This is a genomic window from Luteimonas composti (assembly GCF_042678665.1).
GTDB classification, from domain to species: Bacteria; Pseudomonadota; Gammaproteobacteria; order Xanthomonadales; family Xanthomonadaceae; genus Luteimonas; species Luteimonas composti.
Map to the genome: position 1 here is coordinate 687,119 of NZ_JBHTKU010000002.1, position 15,687 is coordinate 702,805.

A 15,687-nucleotide genomic window follows, 5' to 3' on the forward strand; every position below is an offset into this window, starting at 1 on the left:
TACGATCCCGATTGTACTAGCGAAGAGCGCGTTCGCGAGATGGCCTTGTGGCTGACTCGAGCGGCGGGACCGGGCTGATCCCGCCTTGGTCGCACTCCTCCGGTCGCGTTCGCGACTGCACGAATGCGATGGGTCGTGTCCGAATACGAGCAGCTTGGGCGACTGCCCGGCATCGCCGCGCGGGCGGCCGCCACGCAGGGGCGGGCGGCAGCGGATGGCGGCAGCGGATGCCTGCTGGATGGGTCTATTTCTTGAAGATGCCTACCAACTTGTCTGCGTCGAACACGAGAAGGGCGGAGATGCGACGTCTTTCCATCAACAGCAGCGCATCCTCGACCCTGGTGCCGACGGCGACTTGCGCTGGGTCACGAGACATGAGGTCGGTGGCAACGCAGGCGAATACTCCCTGCCCATGGCGTTCGACGGCCCTGCGGACATCTCCATCGGTAATGATCGCCCACCGCCCTTCGTGGCAAACCACTACGAGGCCGAGTCTTGACCGCGTGATCGCGGCGATAATCTCCATTACGGTTGCATTCGATTGAGCGACCGGAAGATCGGTGGCCATCTCGTGCTCCACGCGACTCAACAGTCGCCGACCGAGAGAGCCGCCGGGATGGAAGCGGGCGAAATTCTCAGGCTTGAATCCACGCGCATCCATCAGGGCCACGGCGAGCGCGTCGCCCATTGCCAGCGTTGCGGTCGTGGACGAGGTCGGTGCAAGGCGCAAGGTGCAGGCCTCCTCGTTGACATGTACGTTGAGGTGGCAGTCCGCCGACGTAGCCAATGTAGAATCGGGGTTCCCCGTGATCGCGACGATGAAGTTGCCGTTGTCCTTGAGGAATGGCAACAGCTTGACGACTTCGTCGGTCTCACCGGAAAAGGAAATGGCCACGAACGTGTCGTCGACCGCGACCATGCCCAGGTCGCCGTGGTAGGCCTCGCCCGGGTGCATGAAGAAGCTTGGCGTGCCTGTGCTGGCAAGGGTGGCGGCGATCTTGCGGCCGATGATGCCGGACTTGCCCATCCCGCAGACGATGGTGCGGCCGTGCGATTGCAGGATCCGTTCCACCGAGCGGGCGAAGTCCTCGTCGATCTGGTCTGCGAGGTTGCGGATGGCCTCGGCCTCGATGGCGAATACGCGCAGCGCAGAGGCGCGGTGGTCGATGGCGCGATTGGCTTCTGCACTCACTGTGTCATCCCTACGAACAGCGCCGTGACGCGGGCGGCGTCGGCAGGCGTGTCGACGCCGTGGGGCGGCGACTGGTGCCAGCGCATCACATGGATGGGGATTCCCAGCCAGAGCGCGCGCAGCTGCTCGAGTTTCTCGATCCGCTCCAGAAAGCAGGGCGGGGTGCCCGTCAGCTGCTGGAGGACGTCGTTGCGGTAGGCGTAGATGCCGACGTGGCGCAGGTAGTCGCCCGGCGGCCACTGCGCAGGCGGCAGGTCGCGGTGGAAAGGCATCGGCGCACGCGAGAACGCGATCGCCCGGTTGTCCGCATCCAGCGTCAGCTTCACCACGTTGGGATCGTGGACCTCGGCGACCGCGCCCACCGGCACCGCGATGGTCGCCATCGACAGGCTGGCCCGGGCAGCGCAGAAGCCGGCAAAGGCGCGCAGCATGTCCCGGGGCACCAGCGGCTCGTCGCCCTGCACGTTGCAGATCGTGTCGGTGCCGGCCCATCCGAGCGTGCGCGCGACCTCCGCGGCGCGATCGGTGCCGGACTCGTGGCCCGGGTCGGTCATCGCCGCCTGGATGCCGTGTCCGGCCAATGCATCCAGTACGCGCTGGTCATCCACCGCCACCACGACGTCGGCTTCGGGCAGGGCGAAACGCACGGCCTCGTGCACCCGCACGACCATCGGCTTGCCGGCGAGGTCGAGCAACGGCTTGCCCGGCAGCCTCGAAGAGGCGAAGCGGGCGGGGACGACGACCCGCAGGGTGGGGCTACTGTGCGGCATGCACGCGATCCCACTGGCCGATCAGCGGACGGTAGGCCGCTTCCAGGTCGAGGCCACCGGCATGCAGCAGGTGCTCGGCGACCTCACGGGCCACGCCATGGCCACCGCGGGCGGCGACCACGTGGTCCGCGCGCGCGAGCACCAGCGGATGCGCATCGGCCGGAGCATAGAACCGACCCACCAGCCCGGCCAAAGGGAGATCGACGACATCGTCGCCGACGTAGGCGATCTGCGAGTCCTCAAGCCCGTGCTCGCGCTTGATCGCGGAATAGGCCTCGCGCTTCTCCAGGCGCCCGGTGACTGCGACGTCGAAGCGCAGCTGGGCGATGCGATAGTCCAGCGGCGCGCTGGACTTGCCCGAGAGCACCCCGCTCAGGATGCCGTGCGCGCGAAGCAATCCGACCGCGAGGCCGTCGCGCACGTTGAAGGGCTTGACCAGTTCGCCCTGCCCGTCGACCAGCAGCGTGCCATCGGTCAGGACGCCGTCGACGTCGAACAGCACAAGCCGGATCGGCCCCTCGTACTGGCTGGGCACCTCAGCTGATCCGCAGTGGGGCGAAGCCCTTCACCAGGTCGTCGATCGCCTTGATCTGGGCCAGGAACGGTTCCAGTGCCGCCAGCGGCAGGGCGCTGGGCCCATCGCAGCGCGCGCGGTCGGGATCCGGATGCGCCTCCAGGAACAGTCCTGCCAGGCCGACCGCCATGCCGGCGCGGGCCAGCTCGGCGACCTGGCGGCGACGGCCGCCGGATGCCTCGGCGCCGGCGTCGCGGCGCTGCAGGCTGTGGGTGACGTCGAAGATCGCGGGCAGCCCGCCGGTGCACTCGATCATCTCGCGGAAGCCGAGCATGTCGACGGTGAGGTTGTCGTAGCCGAACTGGCTGCCGCGCTCGCACAGGATGATCCGCTCGTTGCCGGCCTCGCGGATCTTCTCGGCGATGTTCTTCATCTGCGTCGGGCTGAGGAACTGCGGCTTCTTGACGTTGACCGCACGCCCGGTGCGCGCGATCGCCTCCACCAGGTCGGTCTGCCGCGCAAGGAAGGCAGGAAGCTGCAGCACGTCCACGACCTCGGCCACCGGCGCCGCCTGTGCAGGCTCGTGCACGTCAGTGATCACCGGCACGCCGAAGCGTCCCTTGACCTCCTGGAAGATTCGCAGCCCTTCCTCGAGCCCGACGCCGCGGTAGGAGTGGATCGACGAACGGTTGGCCTTGTCGAACGAGGCCTTGAACACGAACGGAATGCCGAGCCTGTCGGTGACATCGACGTAGTGGGCCGCTGCCGAGAGCGTCGACTCGAGATCCTCGAGGACATTCAGGCCGCCGAACAGCACGAATGGCGCGTCGTTGGCGACGCTGACGCGATCGTCGATGCGGACGGTCAGGGACATGGCGGATTTTCCGTGGATTGCGGCGGCGCATTATATGCGAGCGGCGCTTGCGACATGGCCCCGTGTCGTCGCTCTCCGCCCATTCGGACAGGACGGAGCGCATGTCGCACGGGTCGGATGTGTCCGCCAGATGCCTGCAGCCGGGGAATCCAGCATGGCGACCCCGAGCGGCAGCCCGGGGCAGCCGTGCCGCCAGCCGGATCCGGCAGTGGGTTCGAAACCTTGGAATCAATCAGGGATGCGCTCGATGCAGAGCGGAAGGCTTCAGGCGGTCTTCGGCTTGGGGGCCTTCGCTGGAATGCTTACGAGAATCGTGCCCTTCGCGGCCTCGTGCTCCACCTTGCCGCCATTGCGCACATGAGCAGAGATCTTCCGTTTGCCCTTCTGGAAGGTCAGGCGAATACGGCCCTGGTCGTCCACGCGCTCCGACACGACTTTGTAGCCTCCCTCGGACATGTCGGCGATGAGAGCGCTTGCCGCCTGTTGCTGATCAAGCGCCAGATACTCGAGCAGTACGCGACGGCGGAAAACGCCCGGCCTGGTTTCCTCTATGCGGTCGCGGCGCAGATGGTGGCTGAAACCAAGACGAACGCCCTTGGCCAAGGGCTTTTCCAGTCGCGAGGCTCGGGCGGCAGCGTCGGGAGCTTCCTGAGTGCCGGTGACCGGCTGCTCGGTGACGGCTGTTGGCGACTCTTGGTGGGAGCATGCGATCAGGGCCGCGCCAAGGACAGCCATGCCGGCGAGGCGGCTCCAGGTATTCATTCAGGTCACTCCAAGGGGATCGGGTCGGGAAAACGCGCGATTTTCGCACAAGCGTCCAGGCGACGATTTGCATGCAAATCGGTGCAGACAGCCGCCGTTGAGGCGGCGCACGGACCCTTCAGCTGAACTGAGCGCCGACGACCTGCGCGATCCGCGACGCTGCCCGCCCGTCCCCATACGGGTTGTGCGCCGCCGCCATGGCAGCGTGCGCACCCGGTTCATCCAGCAGCCGCAGCGTCTCGGCCACGATCCTGCCGCGGTCAGCGCCGACCAGTCGCACGGTGCCGGCGTCGACGGCTTCCGGACGCTCGGTGGTGGTGCGCATCACCAGCACCGGCTTGCCCAGCGACGGCGCCTCCTCCTGGATGCCGCCCGAGTCGGTGAGGATCAGGTGGGCGCGGTCCATCAGCCGCACGAACGGCAGGTAGTCGAGCGGCTCGACCAGGTGGATGCGCGGGTGGGCGCCCAGCAGGCGCCGCACCGGCTCCTGCACGCTGGGGTTGAGGTGCACGGGATAGACCACCTGCACATCTCGCGCGTCGGCGATCTCGGCCAGCGCGCCGCAGATGTCCTCCATGCCGGTGCCGAAGTTCTCGCGGCGGTGGCCGGTGACCAGCACCATCGGGCGGCCCGGATCCAGGACGGGCAGCTGCGCATCCAGCGCGTCGCGCAGGGCGGCGTCGGCCCGGATCCGCGCCGCAACCTCGTGCAGCGCGTCGATCACGGTATTGCCGGTGACGTGGATCCGGTCTGCGGGGATGCCTTCGCCGAGCAGGTTGTCGCGCGCGCGTGGCGTCGGCGGAAAGTGCAGGGCGGCCAGCGGCGCGGTCAGGCGCCGGTTGGCCTCCTCAGGCCAGGGCGCCTGCAGGTCGCCGGTGCGCAGGCCGGCTTCGACGTGTGCCACGGGGATCCGTGCGTAGAAGGCGGCCAGCGCGGCGGCGAGCGTGGTGCTGGTGTCGCCATGGACCAGCACCATGTCCGGCCGGCGGCGGGCGAGCACGCCGCTCATGCCCACCAGGATCCTGGCGAACAGGTCGGGCAGCGACTGCGACGGCGTCATCACGTCCAGGTCCTCGTCCGGCACGATGCCGAACAGGTCCAGGACCTGGTCGAGCATGTGCCGGTGCTGCGCGGTCACGGCGACCTGCACCTCCAGGCCGGGCTGCGCGCGCAGCGCCGAGACGACCGGGGCCATCTTGATGGCCTCCGGCCTGGTGCCGAACGCCAGCATCACCTTGCGGGTCATTGCAATGGCGCCGGTCGCGTCGTCCTAGCCAAGCGCCGCCTCGATCTCCGGCAGCAGCGTGAACAGGTCGCCGACCAGCCCGATATCCGCGATCTCGAAAATCGGCGCGTCGCCGTCTTTGTTGATTGCCACGATCGTGCCGGCGTCCTTGATGCCGGTCAGGTGCTGGATCGCGCCGGAAATGCCCACCGCGACGTACAGCTCGGGGGCGATGATCTTGCCGGTCTGGCCGACCTGCAGTTCGTTCGGCACATAGCCCGCGTCGACCGCCGCGCGCGAGGCGCCCACTGCCGCGCCGAGGCGGTCGGCGAGCTTGTAGATGACCTCGAAGTTTTCCTTGGACCCCACGCCGCGGCCGCCGGAGACCACGCGACGCGCGCTCTGCAGGTCGGGGCGGTCGGACTTGGCGGCGGCCAGGCCGAGGTGGCGGGTATGGGTCGGCAGGGCCACGTCCACCGACACGGTTTCGACCGGGGCGCTGCCGCCAGTCGCCGCTTCCGGCCACGAGGCGGTGCGCACGGTCGCCACCACGGTGCGGTCGGCCGGGGCGCGGACGGTGACGATGGCGTTGCCGGCGTAGATCGGGCGCTTGAACTCGTGGCTGCCCTCGACCGTCATCAGGTCCGACACCTGGGCGACGCCGAGCAGCGCGGCGACGCAGGGCGCCAGGTCCTTGCCGAAGGTAGTGCTTGGCACGAACACGTGGCTGTAGCCGTCGGCCAGCTTCGCCACCTGCGGCGCGAGTACCTGGGCGACCGGCTGCGCGTTGGCGGCGTTGGCCACCGCCAGCACGCGGGCCACGCCCGCGATCTTCGCGGCCTCGGCGGCCACCGCGGCCGGATCGGCGGCGAGCACGGCGACGTCGATGGCGTCGGCGGACAGCGCCTGCGCGGCGCTTACCGTGCGCGCGGTGGACGCGTTGAGCCTGCCGTCCAGGTGTTCGGCGATGACGAGAACCTTGGCCATTACAGCAACCCCTTCTGCTTGAGTGCGGCGACCAGTTCGGCCGCGTCCTTGACCATCACGCCCTTGCTGCGCCCGGCGGGCGGGGCGTAGGTGGTGGTCTCCAGGAAATCGCCCGACTCCACGCCGAGATCGGCGAACTGGACCGTCTCCATCGGCTTGCTCTTGGCCTTCATGATGTCGGGCAGCTTGATGAAGCGCGGCTCGTTCAGGCGCAGGTCGGTGGTCACCACCGCCGGCAGGTCGACCTCCAGCGTCTCGAGGCCGGCATCGACCTCGCGCACCACGGTCGCCTTGCCGTCGGCCACGTCGAGCTTGGAGGCGAAGGTCGCCTGCGGGCGGCCCCACAGCGTGGCCAGCATCTGGCCGGTCTGGTTGGCGTCGTCGTCGATCGCCTGCTTGCCGAGGATCACCAGGTCCGGCTGCTCCTTCTCGACCAGCTTGAGCAGGGTGCGGGCGGCGGTCAGCGGCTGGATGGCCTGGTCGCAGACCACGTGGATGGCGCGGTTGGCGCCCATGGCCAGGCCGTTGCGCAGGTGCGCGGCAGCGTCGGCCGGAGCGATGGTGGCCACGACAACCTCGGTGGCGATGCCCTTGTCGCGCAGCCGCAGCGCTTCCTCGAGCGCGATTTCATCGAACGGGTTGGCGGAGAGCTTCACGCCCTCGGTGACCACGCCGGACCCGTCCGGCTTGACCTGGATGCGGACGTTGTAGTCCACCACGCGCTTGTAGGCGACGAGGATCTTCATCTTGCAGGGAACTCCCGGGAAAATGGAACTTGATGGCAGGCGCGAGACGCAGAAGCGGGATTTTACCCGTCCCGCTCCGGTGCGGCGAGCGGGACGCGCAAGTGCCCGTGCGGCCGTTGCTTCGGTGTCCGCCGCGACCTGCCCGAAGGTACAGGCCGCCACGCATCGGTGGGCTGGGTAGAATCCCGGGATTCGCGTATCCGAGGCAGACATGGCCACATCCAAGCGATTTCCCGATGCCCGCACCGCCCTGCACGGCCTGGTGGCCGATGGCCAGACCCTGGCGGTCGGCGGGTTCGGCCTGTGCGGTATCCCCGAGGCGCTGATCGCGGCGCTGCGCGATTCGGGCGTACGCGACCTGACCGTGATTTCCAACAATGCCGGCGTGGACGGCTTCGGTCTCGGCCAGCTGCTGGAGACCCGGCAGATCCGCAAGATGGTCTCGTCCTACGTGGGCGAGAACAAGGAGTTCGAGCGCCAGTTCCTGGGCGGGGAACTGGAGCTGGAGTTCAACCCGCAGGGCACCCTGGCCGAGCGGCTGCGCGCCGGCGGCGCCGGCATCCCGGCCTTCTTCACCCGCACCGGCTACGGCACCGTGGTGGCCGAGGGCAAGGAGACGCGCCAGTTCGGCGAACACTGGTACGTGATGGAGACCGCGCTGGTGGCCGACGTCTCGCTGGTCAAGGCCTGGAAGGCGGACGAGGCCGGCAACCTGGTTTTCCGCAGGACCGCGCGCAACTTCAACCCGGCCTGCGCCATGGCCGGCAAGGTCTGCGTGGTCGAGGTGGAGGAGATCGTGCCGACCGGCAGCATCGACCCCGACCACGTGCACCTGCCCGGTATCTACGTCGACCGCATCGTGCTCAACCCCACCCCCGAGAAGCGCATCGAGCAGCGCACCGTGCGTCAGGAGAACAAGTGATGGCCTGGACCCGCGACCAGATGGCGCAGCGCGCCGCGCAGGAACTCACCGACGGCGCCTACGTCAACCTCGGCATCGGCCTGCCGACCCTGGTGGCCAACTACATCCCCGACGGCGTGGACGTGTGGCTGCAGTCGGAGAACGGCCTGCTGGGCATCGGCCCGTTCCCGGCCGAGGACGAGGTCGATCCCGACCTGATCAACGCCGGCAAGCAGACCGTCACCGCGCGCCAGGGTGCCAGCTACTTCGGCAGCCATGACTCCTTCGCCATGATCCGGGGCGGCCACATCGACCTGGCCATCCTCGGCGCGATGCAGGTCACCGACAAGGGCGACCTGGCCAACTGGATGGTGCCCGGCAAGATGGTCAAGGGCATGGGCGGAGCGATGGACCTGGTGGCCGGGGTCAAGCGGGTGGTCGTGCTGATGGAACATACGGCGAAGAATGGCGAGCACAAGATCCTGCCGGAGTGCACCCTGCCACTGACCGGGGTTGGCGTGGTCAGCCGCATCATTACCGATCTGGGCGTGTTCGACGTCACAGCCTCCGGCCTGCGCGTTCATGAACTCGCGCCGGGCGTCACGCGGGACGATCTGCAGCGGCGTACGGGCGTTCCGCTGGCCGCTTGATCCAGCTTCAGTCGCTGTTTAGCCGCTTTCCAGGCGTATTTGCGACGCGCGGGCGTAGCGCGGCAAGGCATTTCAGACACTTGAGGGCTGGCCCCGGGCCGGGTCGGCAGGGGTTGCCTTGTCCCCGTAGCGGCCGGTCGGCTTCCGGTCCGGGCCGATGCTGGCTTATGCTGCAAAACCCTCCGCAGGGGGCGGGGCCTCACTCATCTTTGGAATCGCGACATGCGTAAACACCTGCTGGGCCTGATGCTGATTGCCGGCATGGCCGGCTGCACCTCCGAGTCGGGCGTTGCTCCTGCGGACAACCCCGGGGACACCACCGCGAACGGCCCGGACGCCGCGCCGACCGCAGCGTCGCTCGCCGCCACCCGGGGCTCGACCTCCAGCTTCGCTTCGCTGCCCGATCGCGGCGAACTGCTGGCCTATGGCGGGGTCCGCAAGGCACGCAAGGAAGGTGCATATACATGGCATCCGGTCTCGATCAGCGAAGAGCACGCACTCAACGCGATCGGCGGTGGCCGCATGGTCGTCAATACGCCGGATGGCCAGGCTTTGGACCTGCGCTACGAGCGCCATGAGGAACAGCCCGACGGCAACTGGAGCTGGATCGGACGCAGCGAGGACGGCGCCAGTGCCGTCCTGACCTTCGGCGAGAAAGCGGTGTTCGGTTCGATCGCGCGGGGCGATGCCCAGTATCGCGTGCGCACCGACCGCAGCGGTGCGTGGATGGTGGAGACCGACCCGCGCCTGGTGGCCGCCAACGGCGGTCGCCCGAAGGAGGGCACCGACGTCCTGATGCCGCCCGAGAGCCGTGCGCTCGCGGCGGCCGCATCGCGCCAGCTGGCGGCGAAGGCAGGCACCGCCGATGCCCCGCCGGCCAAGGCGCTCGCCGTGGTCGACGTGCTGCTGGGATATTCGAGCACCATCGCCAGCGAGCTCGGCAGCCAGGCGGCCGCGGTCACCCTGGTCAGCAACCTCGCCGCTGCGGCGAACGCCGCCTACGTCAACAGCGGCGTGAACATGCGCCTGCGCGTGGTCCACGCCATGTCGGTCAACTATGCCGATACCACCCGCAACCGCGACGCGCTCCAGCAACTCACCGGCTACAACGTCGATACGCAGCAGCCGATCACGCCCAACTCCGCCTTCAACGCGCTGCGCGCCGCGCGCAACGAGTACGGCGCGGACCTGGTCGCGTTCGTGCGCCGCTACCGCGAGCCCGAGCAGGACGGCTGCGGCATCGCCTGGCTGCTCGGCATGAACAACACGGCGATCGACGCGGACGACGAGGCCTTCGGCTATGCCGTGGTCAGCGACGGCTCCGACCGCGACGAGAGTGATAACAACACCTACTTCTGCAGCCAGTACTCCCTGGCGCATGAGCTGGGCCACCTGATGGGCCAGGCGCACGACGAGGAGAATGCTGACGACGCCGGCGTGCATCCCTATTCGTACGGCTACCGTGAGACGTCGTCGACCGGTTTCTTCACGATCATGGCCTACCCGGCCAGCGGCACCCAGATCGAGGCACCGCACTTCGCCAACCCCGCGGTCCGCTTCAGTGGGCGGGCGACGGGCAATTCGGCTGCCGACAACGTACGCAGCATGAACCAGACGATGCCGATCATTTCGCAGTTCCGCGCCACTGTGGTGCCGCTGCGCGGCGTCAAGAGCGACGTGGACGGGGACGGCAAGTCGGACGTGCTGTTCCGCAACTCCAGCAACGGCCGCAACCTGGTCTGGAAGTCCGCCAACTACGCCACGCAGCAGGCCATGACCGCCGTCGCCAGCCAGGCCTGGCGCGTCGTGGGCGTCGGCGACTTCAACAATGACGGCAAGGCGGACGTGCTCTGGCGCAACGCCTCCACCGGCGCCAATACGATCTGGCGTTCGGCCTCGTATTCGGACCAGCAGTCGGTCACCGCGGTCACCAACCTCAACTGGCGCGTGGCAGGGGTCGGCGACTTCAACGGCGACGGCGTGTCGGACATCCTGTGGCGCCGCAACGATACCGGCAGGAACGTGATCTGGCTCGCCGGGCGCGGCAACTCCCAGGTCAACGTCACCGCCGTCACCGGCGGGGGCTGGGACGTGGTGGGCGTTGGCGACTTCAACGGCGATGGCCGGGCCGACATCCTGTGGCGCAGCTCGACAACCGGCAAGAACACGATCTGGCGCAGCGGTAGCGGCAGCGCCAGCAACCGCCAGGACATCGCCACCGTGTCCGATCGTACCTGGCGTGTGGTGGGCGTCGGCGACTTCAACGGCGACGGCGTCGATGACATCCTCTGGCGCAACACCGGTTCGGGCGCCAACACCATCTGGCTCGGCGGCAACAGCGCCACCCGCCAGGCGGTCACGTCCGTGAACCTACGCTGGGTCGTGGCCGCAGTGGGCGATTACGATGGCGACGGCCGCTCCGACATCCTGTGGCGGCATTCGACCGATGGTCGCAACGTGATCTGGAAGTCCGGCAACAGCGCCACCCAGCAGGCGATGACGCGCGTCGCCGACCTGGCCTGGCGGATCGTCCCCTGACGGGGGCGGTGCGCAACGAGCGACGCGACGGACCGGGGCATGCCCCGGTCCGTTTTTTTTTGCGGGCTGGATCTGTCCGCGCCCTAGTTCGAAGGCGCGGGTTCGCTCTCGAAATGGAGTCCGCACTCGCGCTTGAGCCCGAAAAAGCGGGTGTCCTCCACGCTGTCCACGGCCGAAAGCGGGCGCGTGGTATGCACGTCGCCGATCGAGACATAGCCCTGGTCCCACAGCGGGTGGTAGGGCAGGCCGTGGCGGGACAGGTACTGGCCGACGTCGCGGTCGCTCCAGTCGGCGATGGGATGCAGCTTCCAGCGCCCGTCCTTGCGTTCGAGGAAGTCGATGCCGGCGCGGCTGCGGCTCTGGCTGCGGCGCAGGCCGGCGATCCAGGTGCCCACCCGCAGTTCCTGCAGCGCCCGCTGCATGGGCTCGACCTTGCGCAGGCGGTTGTAGCGGGTGATGCCGTCCACGCCTTCTTCCCAGATGCGGCCCATGCGCGCTTCCATCCAGGCGATGCCGATCTGCGGGCGGTAGACCTTGAGGTTGAGCGCCAGGCGTTCGGTCAGTTGGTCGATGAAGCGGTAGGTCTCCGGGAACAGGTAGCCGGTGTCGATCACGATCACCGGCAGGTCGGCGCGCTGGCTGGTGGCCATGTGCAGCGAGACCGCCGCCTGCGCGCCGAAGCTCGAGGACAGGGCGTGCTCGCCGGGCAGGGTGTGCAGCGCCCATTCCAGGCGTTCCTCGGCGCGGCGTGCGCCGAGCCAGCGGTTGAGTTCGGCCAGGGCCCCGGGGGATTCGGCCGCGTTGGCGGGCGTGGGCAGGTTCATGCGGGTTCTTCCATGAGCAGGCTGTCGATCGGCGCGTGCCGCCGATCCTTCCCGGGAATGTCGACCACGCCCGTGCGCAGCAGGAAATCGCCGAAACCCTCGCCCTCGCGGCGCGAGGCGGCGTAGGCGCCCAGCAGCGGATCGAGCGCGGCGAGGATCTCGGGCTCGGTGATGTTCTCGCGGTAGAGCGTGTTCAGGCGCTGGCCGCGATGGTCGGCGCCGAGCATCAGGTTGTAGCGGCCTGGCGCCTTGCCCACGAGCGCGATTTCGCCCAGGTAAGGACGCGAGCAGCCGTTGGGGCAGCCGGAAATGCGCAGCAGGATCGGCGCTTCCGCCAGGCCATGGGCCTCGAGCAGCGGCTGCAGCTTCGCGGTGAGGTCGGGAAGGTAGCGTTCGGCCTCGGCCATCGCCAGCGCGCAGGTAGGCAGGGCCACGCAGGCCACCGCCGTGCGGGCCAGCGCGGTCGGCGCGCGGTTGACCGCATCGAGCGCGTACTCCGCCACCAGCGCGTCGATGCGCGGCCGCTCGGCGGCCGGCACGCCGGCGATGACCAGGTTCTGGGTGGCGGTCAGCCGGAACTCGCCCTGGTGGACGCGCGCGATCTCGCGCAGCCCGGTGAGCAACGGCTGGCCGGGCAGGTCGGCGATGCGGCCGGCCGGCAGGGACAGGGTGAGGTGCCAGCGCCCGTCCTCGCCGGCGGTCCAGCCGAAGCGGTCGCCATTGTGGTCGAAGCGGAACGGCCGCGCCGGCGCGAGCCGGAATCCCGCGCGCTGCTCCATCTGCGCGACGATGGCCTCGAGCCCGTGGTCGTCGATGGTGTACTTGAAGCGCGCGTGCTTGCGCTCGACGCGGTCGCCGAGGTCGCGCTGCACGGTGATGGCGGCCCGCGCGATGTCGATCGCCTGGTCGGGCGTCACGAAGCCGATCACGTCGGCCAGGCGCGGATACGTTTTCGGATCCCCGTGGCTGGCGCCCATGCCGCCGCCGATGGCGACGTTGAAGCCGGCCAGGTCGCCGGCCTCGTCGACGATCGCGATCAGTCCGAAATCGTTGGCGAACACGTCCACGTCGTTGAGCGGTGGCACCGCGACGGCCATCTTGAACTTGCGCGGCAGGTAGGCCGTGCCGTAAAGCGGATCCTCTTCCCGGCCGCTGTCGGCCAGCTTCTCATGGTCGAGCCAGATCTCGTAGTAGGCGCGGGTGCGCGGCAGGAACGCCTCGGACAGCTGCTGCGCCCATTCGTGCACCTGCGCGTGCAGGCGCGAGAGCAGCGGATTGGCGGCGGCCAGCACGTTGCGGTTGACGTCGCCGCAGGCCGAGATCGTGTCGAGCGCCGCGCCATGGATCGCCTGCATCGTGGCCTTGAGCTCGCGCTTGATCACGCCATGGAACTGGAATGTCTGGCGGGTGGTGACGCGCAGCGAGTGGTTGGCCCAGGTGGTGGCGATGGCGTCGAGCTTGAGCCATTGCTCCGGCGTGAACACGCCGCCCGGCGCGCGGATGCGGATCATGAACTGGTGCGCGGGCTCCAGTTTCTGGCGGCGGCGTTCGTCGCGCAGGTCGCGGTCGTCCTGCTGATAGCTGCCGTGGAACTTGACCAGGCGCTGGTCCTCGAACGACAGCGACCCGGTCACCGGGTCGGCCAGGCCCTCGACCAGGGTGCCGCGCAGTCCGCGGCTGGCGGTCTTGATGTCTTCGACGGAGGGATGGCTCATGGTCTGGTGCAACCCGGGAAAGTCGGTGCCCGGTCCGGCGCGCGGACCTGGGCGGAAGGGCGGAAGCGGCCCGGCGCGTCAGTACACGTCGCGCGCATAGCGGCCTTCGGCCTGCAGCCGGCCGAGGTATTCGGTGGCCGCGTCGGCGTCGCCGCCGCGCTGCCGGGCGACGATGTCCAGCAGTGCCGCATGCACGTCCTTGCCCATCGCGATGGCGCCGCAGACGTACAGGTGCGCGCCGCCCTCGAGCCAGTCGTACAGGTCGCGGCCCTGCTCGCGCAGGCGGTCCTGCACGTAGACCTTGCGCTCCTGGTCGCGGGAGAAGGCCAGGTCGAGGCGATGCAGTTCCTTGCGCTGCAGGGCGTCCTGCCACTCGACCTGGTAAAGGAAACCCGTGTTGAAATGGCGTGCGCCGAAGAACAGCCAGTTGCGGCCGCCGGCGCCGGTCTCCGCCCGCTCCTGCACGAAGCCGCGGAACGGAGCGACGCCGGTGCCCGGGCCGATCATGATGATGTCGCGCGCGCCGTCGGCCGGGACGCGGAAGCGCTCGTTGGGCTCGATGTAGACCGGTACCTGCGCGCCCTCGTCGAGCGCGGACAGGAAGCCGCTGGCGGCGCCGAGGTGGGGGTGGCCGTGCGCGTGGTAGGCCACGACGTCCAGCGTCAGGTGCGCTTCCTCGCCCACGCGCTTGCGGCTGGAGGCGATCGAGTACAGGCGCTGCGCCTGCGGACGCAGCGCGGCCAGCAGCGCCTGCGCGTCCCAGTCCGCCGGCCAGCGGCGCAGCACGTCGACCAGCTGGTGGTCGGCGAGCAGGGCGGCGAAGTCCGGGCTGGTGGGCTCGAGCAGGCGGCGCAGTTCGTCGGCGCCGGACCGTTCGGCGAGCGCCGCCAGGGTCGGGCGCGACAGGCGGGTCAGTTCGCGCCGCGTGGCGAGCCATTCGGACAGGGGCAGGGTCTCGCCCTCGAGTTCGACGCGCGCGTCGCCGTCCAGCCGCGCGGCTTCCAGTACCGGCGCCACCAGTGCCTCGGGATTGCGATGGCGGATGCCGAGCGCGTCGCCCGGCTCATAGGCCAGCGCGGAACCTTCCAGCGACAGCTCGAGGTGGCGCACGTCCTTGTCGACCACGCCATAGCGACGGAAGCCGGTGCCGCGGAACTCGCGGCCGGACAGGCCCTGGTTGGCCAGCACCTCGGCCGGGAACGGGCGCTCGTGCGACCAGCTGGCGGCCGGGCGCAGTGGCGTCACCGTGGCCACGTGCGCGGCGGGGGAGGCGGCAGGCTTCAGGTGTTCGCGCGCCTGCGCCAGGGCGGACTCGCGCCACGGCGCCGCCACGGTGTCGATGTCGAGGTCGGCCAGCGCCGGCTCGGCCACGCGCTGGGCGCCGAGTTCGGCCAGGCGCGCGTCGATCCGGCGGGCGATCCCGCAGAAGTCGGCATAGCTGGTGTCGCCCAGGCCGAGCACGGCGTAGCGCAGCTCGGGCAGTTTTGGCGCACGCCGGCCCTGCAGGAATTCGACGAAACCGATCGCATCGTCCGGCGGATCGCCCTCGCCCTGGGTGCTGATCACCACGTAGAGCAGGCGCTCGCCGGCGAGTTCGCGGGTGGCATAGGCGTCGGCGCGGACCAGCCGCGCGGGCAGGCCCGCCGCCTGCACCTGCGCGAGCAAAGCCTCGGCCGCGCGCCGTGCATTGCCGGTCTGGCTGCCGTAGAGGATGGTCAGGCGTGCGCCTTCGGCGGCCTCGGCGCGTGGGGCCGCACCGGGTGCGGACGCGGCGGCCCCCCGGCTGGCCAGGCCGGCGGCATAGCCGGACAGCCACCACAGCCCCGCCGGCTCCAGCCCCTGGGTGAGGCGGAACAGCGCATCGGCCGTCTCCTGGGGGAACGGCAGCGCAGGCAGTGCGGCGGGTGCGGACATCCTCGTCGTGGTTCCTGGTGACTGTGCGCCAAGGCTAGGCGCGCGTCCACGCGCCCGGAAAGGATGGCCGGTTAT

14 protein-coding genes are annotated in these 15,687 nt (G+C 69.3%); 3 read left to right on the top strand and 11 right to left on the bottom strand.

Translation table 11 applies throughout. The features are described from left to right. Nucleotides 1–244: 244 nt before the first annotated feature. From ACFQ2D_RS07835 to ACFQ2D_RS07870, 8 genes are all read right to left on the bottom strand, one after another. Nucleotides 245–1,192: a KpsF/GutQ family sugar-phosphate isomerase gene (locus ACFQ2D_RS07835; RefSeq protein WP_280943278.1), complete on the bottom strand. Its 948-nt coding sequence runs from the start codon at nucleotides 1,190–1,192 to the stop codon at nucleotides 245–247. Next, the gene (kdsB, locus tag ACFQ2D_RS07840) at nucleotides 1,189–1,962 is read right to left on the bottom strand and encodes a 3-deoxy-manno-octulosonate cytidylyltransferase (protein ID WP_280943279.1); all 774 of its coding nucleotides are present in this window, start codon (nucleotides 1,960–1,962) and stop codon (nucleotides 1,189–1,191) included. Before kdsB ends, ACFQ2D_RS07835 begins: the two co-directional genes overlap by 4 nt. Then, nucleotides 1,949–2,497, bottom strand: coding sequence for a KdsC family phosphatase (locus ACFQ2D_RS07845; protein WP_280943280.1), 549 nt, complete (start codon nucleotides 2,495–2,497; stop codon nucleotides 1,949–1,951). The genes kdsB and ACFQ2D_RS07845 overlap by 14 nt, the downstream gene beginning before the upstream one ends. 1 nt (nucleotide 2,498) lies before the next feature. Next, entirely contained in the window at nucleotides 2,499–3,350 is an 852-nt protein-coding gene (gene kdsA, locus ACFQ2D_RS07850; RefSeq protein WP_280943281.1) for a 3-deoxy-8-phosphooctulonate synthase, read from the bottom strand. A gap of 264 nt (nucleotides 3,351–3,614) precedes the next feature. Then, nucleotides 3,615–4,112, bottom strand: coding sequence for a hypothetical protein (locus tag ACFQ2D_RS07855; protein WP_280943282.1), 498 nt, complete (start codon nucleotides 4,110–4,112; stop codon nucleotides 3,615–3,617). A gap of 118 nt (nucleotides 4,113–4,230) precedes the next feature. Then, the gene (gene wecB / locus ACFQ2D_RS07860) at nucleotides 4,231–5,358 is read right to left on the bottom strand and encodes a non-hydrolyzing UDP-N-acetylglucosamine 2-epimerase (RefSeq protein ID WP_280943283.1); all 1,128 of its coding nucleotides are present in this window, start codon (nucleotides 5,356–5,358) and stop codon (nucleotides 4,231–4,233) included. Between the two features lie 24 nt (nucleotides 5,359–5,382). Then, the gene (locus tag ACFQ2D_RS07865; RefSeq protein ID WP_280943284.1) at nucleotides 5,383–6,324 is read right to left on the bottom strand and encodes an electron transfer flavoprotein subunit alpha/FixB family protein; all 942 of its coding nucleotides are present in this window, start codon (nucleotides 6,322–6,324) and stop codon (nucleotides 5,383–5,385) included. Then, entirely contained in the window at nucleotides 6,324–7,070 is a 747-nt protein-coding gene (locus ACFQ2D_RS07870) for an electron transfer flavoprotein subunit beta/FixA family protein (RefSeq protein WP_280943285.1), read from the bottom strand. Before ACFQ2D_RS07870 ends, ACFQ2D_RS07865 begins: the two co-directional genes overlap by 1 nt. A gap of 211 nt (nucleotides 7,071–7,281) precedes the next feature. On the opposite strand from ACFQ2D_RS07870, the gene ACFQ2D_RS07875 reads away from it, so the two are divergent. The 3 genes from ACFQ2D_RS07875 (at nucleotide 7,282) to ACFQ2D_RS07885 (ending at nucleotide 11,159) form a co-directional block, all read left to right on the top strand. Continuing rightward, the gene (locus tag ACFQ2D_RS07875) at nucleotides 7,282–7,992 is read left to right on the top strand and encodes a CoA transferase subunit A (protein ID WP_280943286.1); all 711 of its coding nucleotides are present in this window, start codon (nucleotides 7,282–7,284) and stop codon (nucleotides 7,990–7,992) included. After that, the gene (locus ACFQ2D_RS07880; RefSeq protein ID WP_280943287.1) at nucleotides 7,992–8,621 is read left to right on the top strand and encodes a CoA transferase subunit B; all 630 of its coding nucleotides are present in this window, start codon (nucleotides 7,992–7,994) and stop codon (nucleotides 8,619–8,621) included. The genes ACFQ2D_RS07875 and ACFQ2D_RS07880 overlap by 1 nt, the downstream gene beginning before the upstream one ends. A gap of 222 nt (nucleotides 8,622–8,843) precedes the next feature. After that, nucleotides 8,844–11,159: an FG-GAP-like repeat-containing protein gene (locus ACFQ2D_RS07885; RefSeq protein ID WP_280943288.1), complete on the top strand. Its 2,316-nt coding sequence runs from the start codon at nucleotides 8,844–8,846 to the stop codon at nucleotides 11,157–11,159. Between the two features lie 83 nt (nucleotides 11,160–11,242). On the opposite strand, the gene ACFQ2D_RS07890 is transcribed toward ACFQ2D_RS07885, so the two are convergent. The 3 genes from ACFQ2D_RS07890 to ACFQ2D_RS07900 all read right to left on the bottom strand — a co-directional run bounded on the left by ACFQ2D_RS07890 (nucleotide 11,243) and on the right by ACFQ2D_RS07900 (nucleotide 15,612). Continuing rightward, a complete protein-coding gene (locus ACFQ2D_RS07890) occupies nucleotides 11,243–11,983 on the bottom strand; it encodes a phosphoadenylyl-sulfate reductase (RefSeq protein ID WP_280943289.1) in 741 nt (246 codons plus the stop codon). Then, nucleotides 11,980–13,698, bottom strand: a complete 1,719-nt coding sequence (gene cysI / locus ACFQ2D_RS07895) for an assimilatory sulfite reductase (NADPH) hemoprotein subunit (RefSeq protein ID WP_280943290.1) — start codon at nucleotides 13,696–13,698, stop codon at nucleotides 11,980–11,982. The genes ACFQ2D_RS07890 and cysI overlap by 4 nt, the downstream gene beginning before the upstream one ends. 78 nt (nucleotides 13,699–13,776) lie before the next feature. Then, nucleotides 13,777–15,612, bottom strand: a complete 1,836-nt coding sequence (locus ACFQ2D_RS07900) for an assimilatory sulfite reductase (NADPH) flavoprotein subunit (RefSeq protein WP_280943291.1) — start codon at nucleotides 15,610–15,612, stop codon at nucleotides 13,777–13,779. Nucleotides 15,613–15,687: the final 75 nt, after the last annotated feature.

Excerpts from the sequence above, each read along its gene's own strand:
- kdsB (WP_280943279.1), bottom strand. The coding sequence starts at position 1,962 with ATGCCGCACAGTAGCCCCACCCTGCGGGTCGTCGTCCCCGCCCGCTTC.
- kdsA (WP_280943281.1), bottom strand. The coding sequence starts at position 3,350 with ATGTCCCTGACCGTCCGCATCGACGATCGCGTCAGCGTCGCCAACGAC.
- ACFQ2D_RS07855 (WP_280943282.1), bottom strand. The coding sequence starts at position 4,112 with ATGAATACCTGGAGCCGCCTCGCCGGCATGGCTGTCCTTGGCGCGGCC.
- wecB (WP_280943283.1), bottom strand. The coding sequence starts at position 5,358 with ATGACCCGCAAGGTGATGCTGGCGTTCGGCACCAGGCCGGAGGCCATC.
- ACFQ2D_RS07865 (WP_280943284.1), bottom strand. The coding sequence starts at position 6,324 with ATGGCCAAGGTTCTCGTCATCGCCGAACACCTGGACGGCAGGCTCAAC.
- ACFQ2D_RS07870 (WP_280943285.1), bottom strand. The coding sequence starts at position 7,070 with ATGAAGATCCTCGTCGCCTACAAGCGCGTGGTGGACTACAACGTCCGC.
- ACFQ2D_RS07875 (WP_280943286.1), top strand. The coding sequence starts at position 7,282 with ATGGCCACATCCAAGCGATTTCCCGATGCCCGCACCGCCCTGCACGGC.
- ACFQ2D_RS07880 (WP_280943287.1), top strand. The coding sequence starts at position 7,992 with ATGGCCTGGACCCGCGACCAGATGGCGCAGCGCGCCGCGCAGGAACTC.
- ACFQ2D_RS07885 (WP_280943288.1), top strand. The coding sequence starts at position 8,844 with ATGCGTAAACACCTGCTGGGCCTGATGCTGATTGCCGGCATGGCCGGC.
- ACFQ2D_RS07890 (WP_280943289.1), bottom strand. The coding sequence starts at position 11,983 with ATGAACCTGCCCACGCCCGCCAACGCGGCCGAATCCCCCGGGGCCCTG.
- cysI (WP_280943290.1), bottom strand. The coding sequence starts at position 13,698 with ATGAGCCATCCCTCCGTCGAAGACATCAAGACCGCCAGCCGCGGACTG.
- ACFQ2D_RS07900 (WP_280943291.1), bottom strand. The coding sequence starts at position 15,612 with ATGTCCGCACCCGCCGCACTGCCTGCGCTGCCGTTCCCCCAGGAGACG.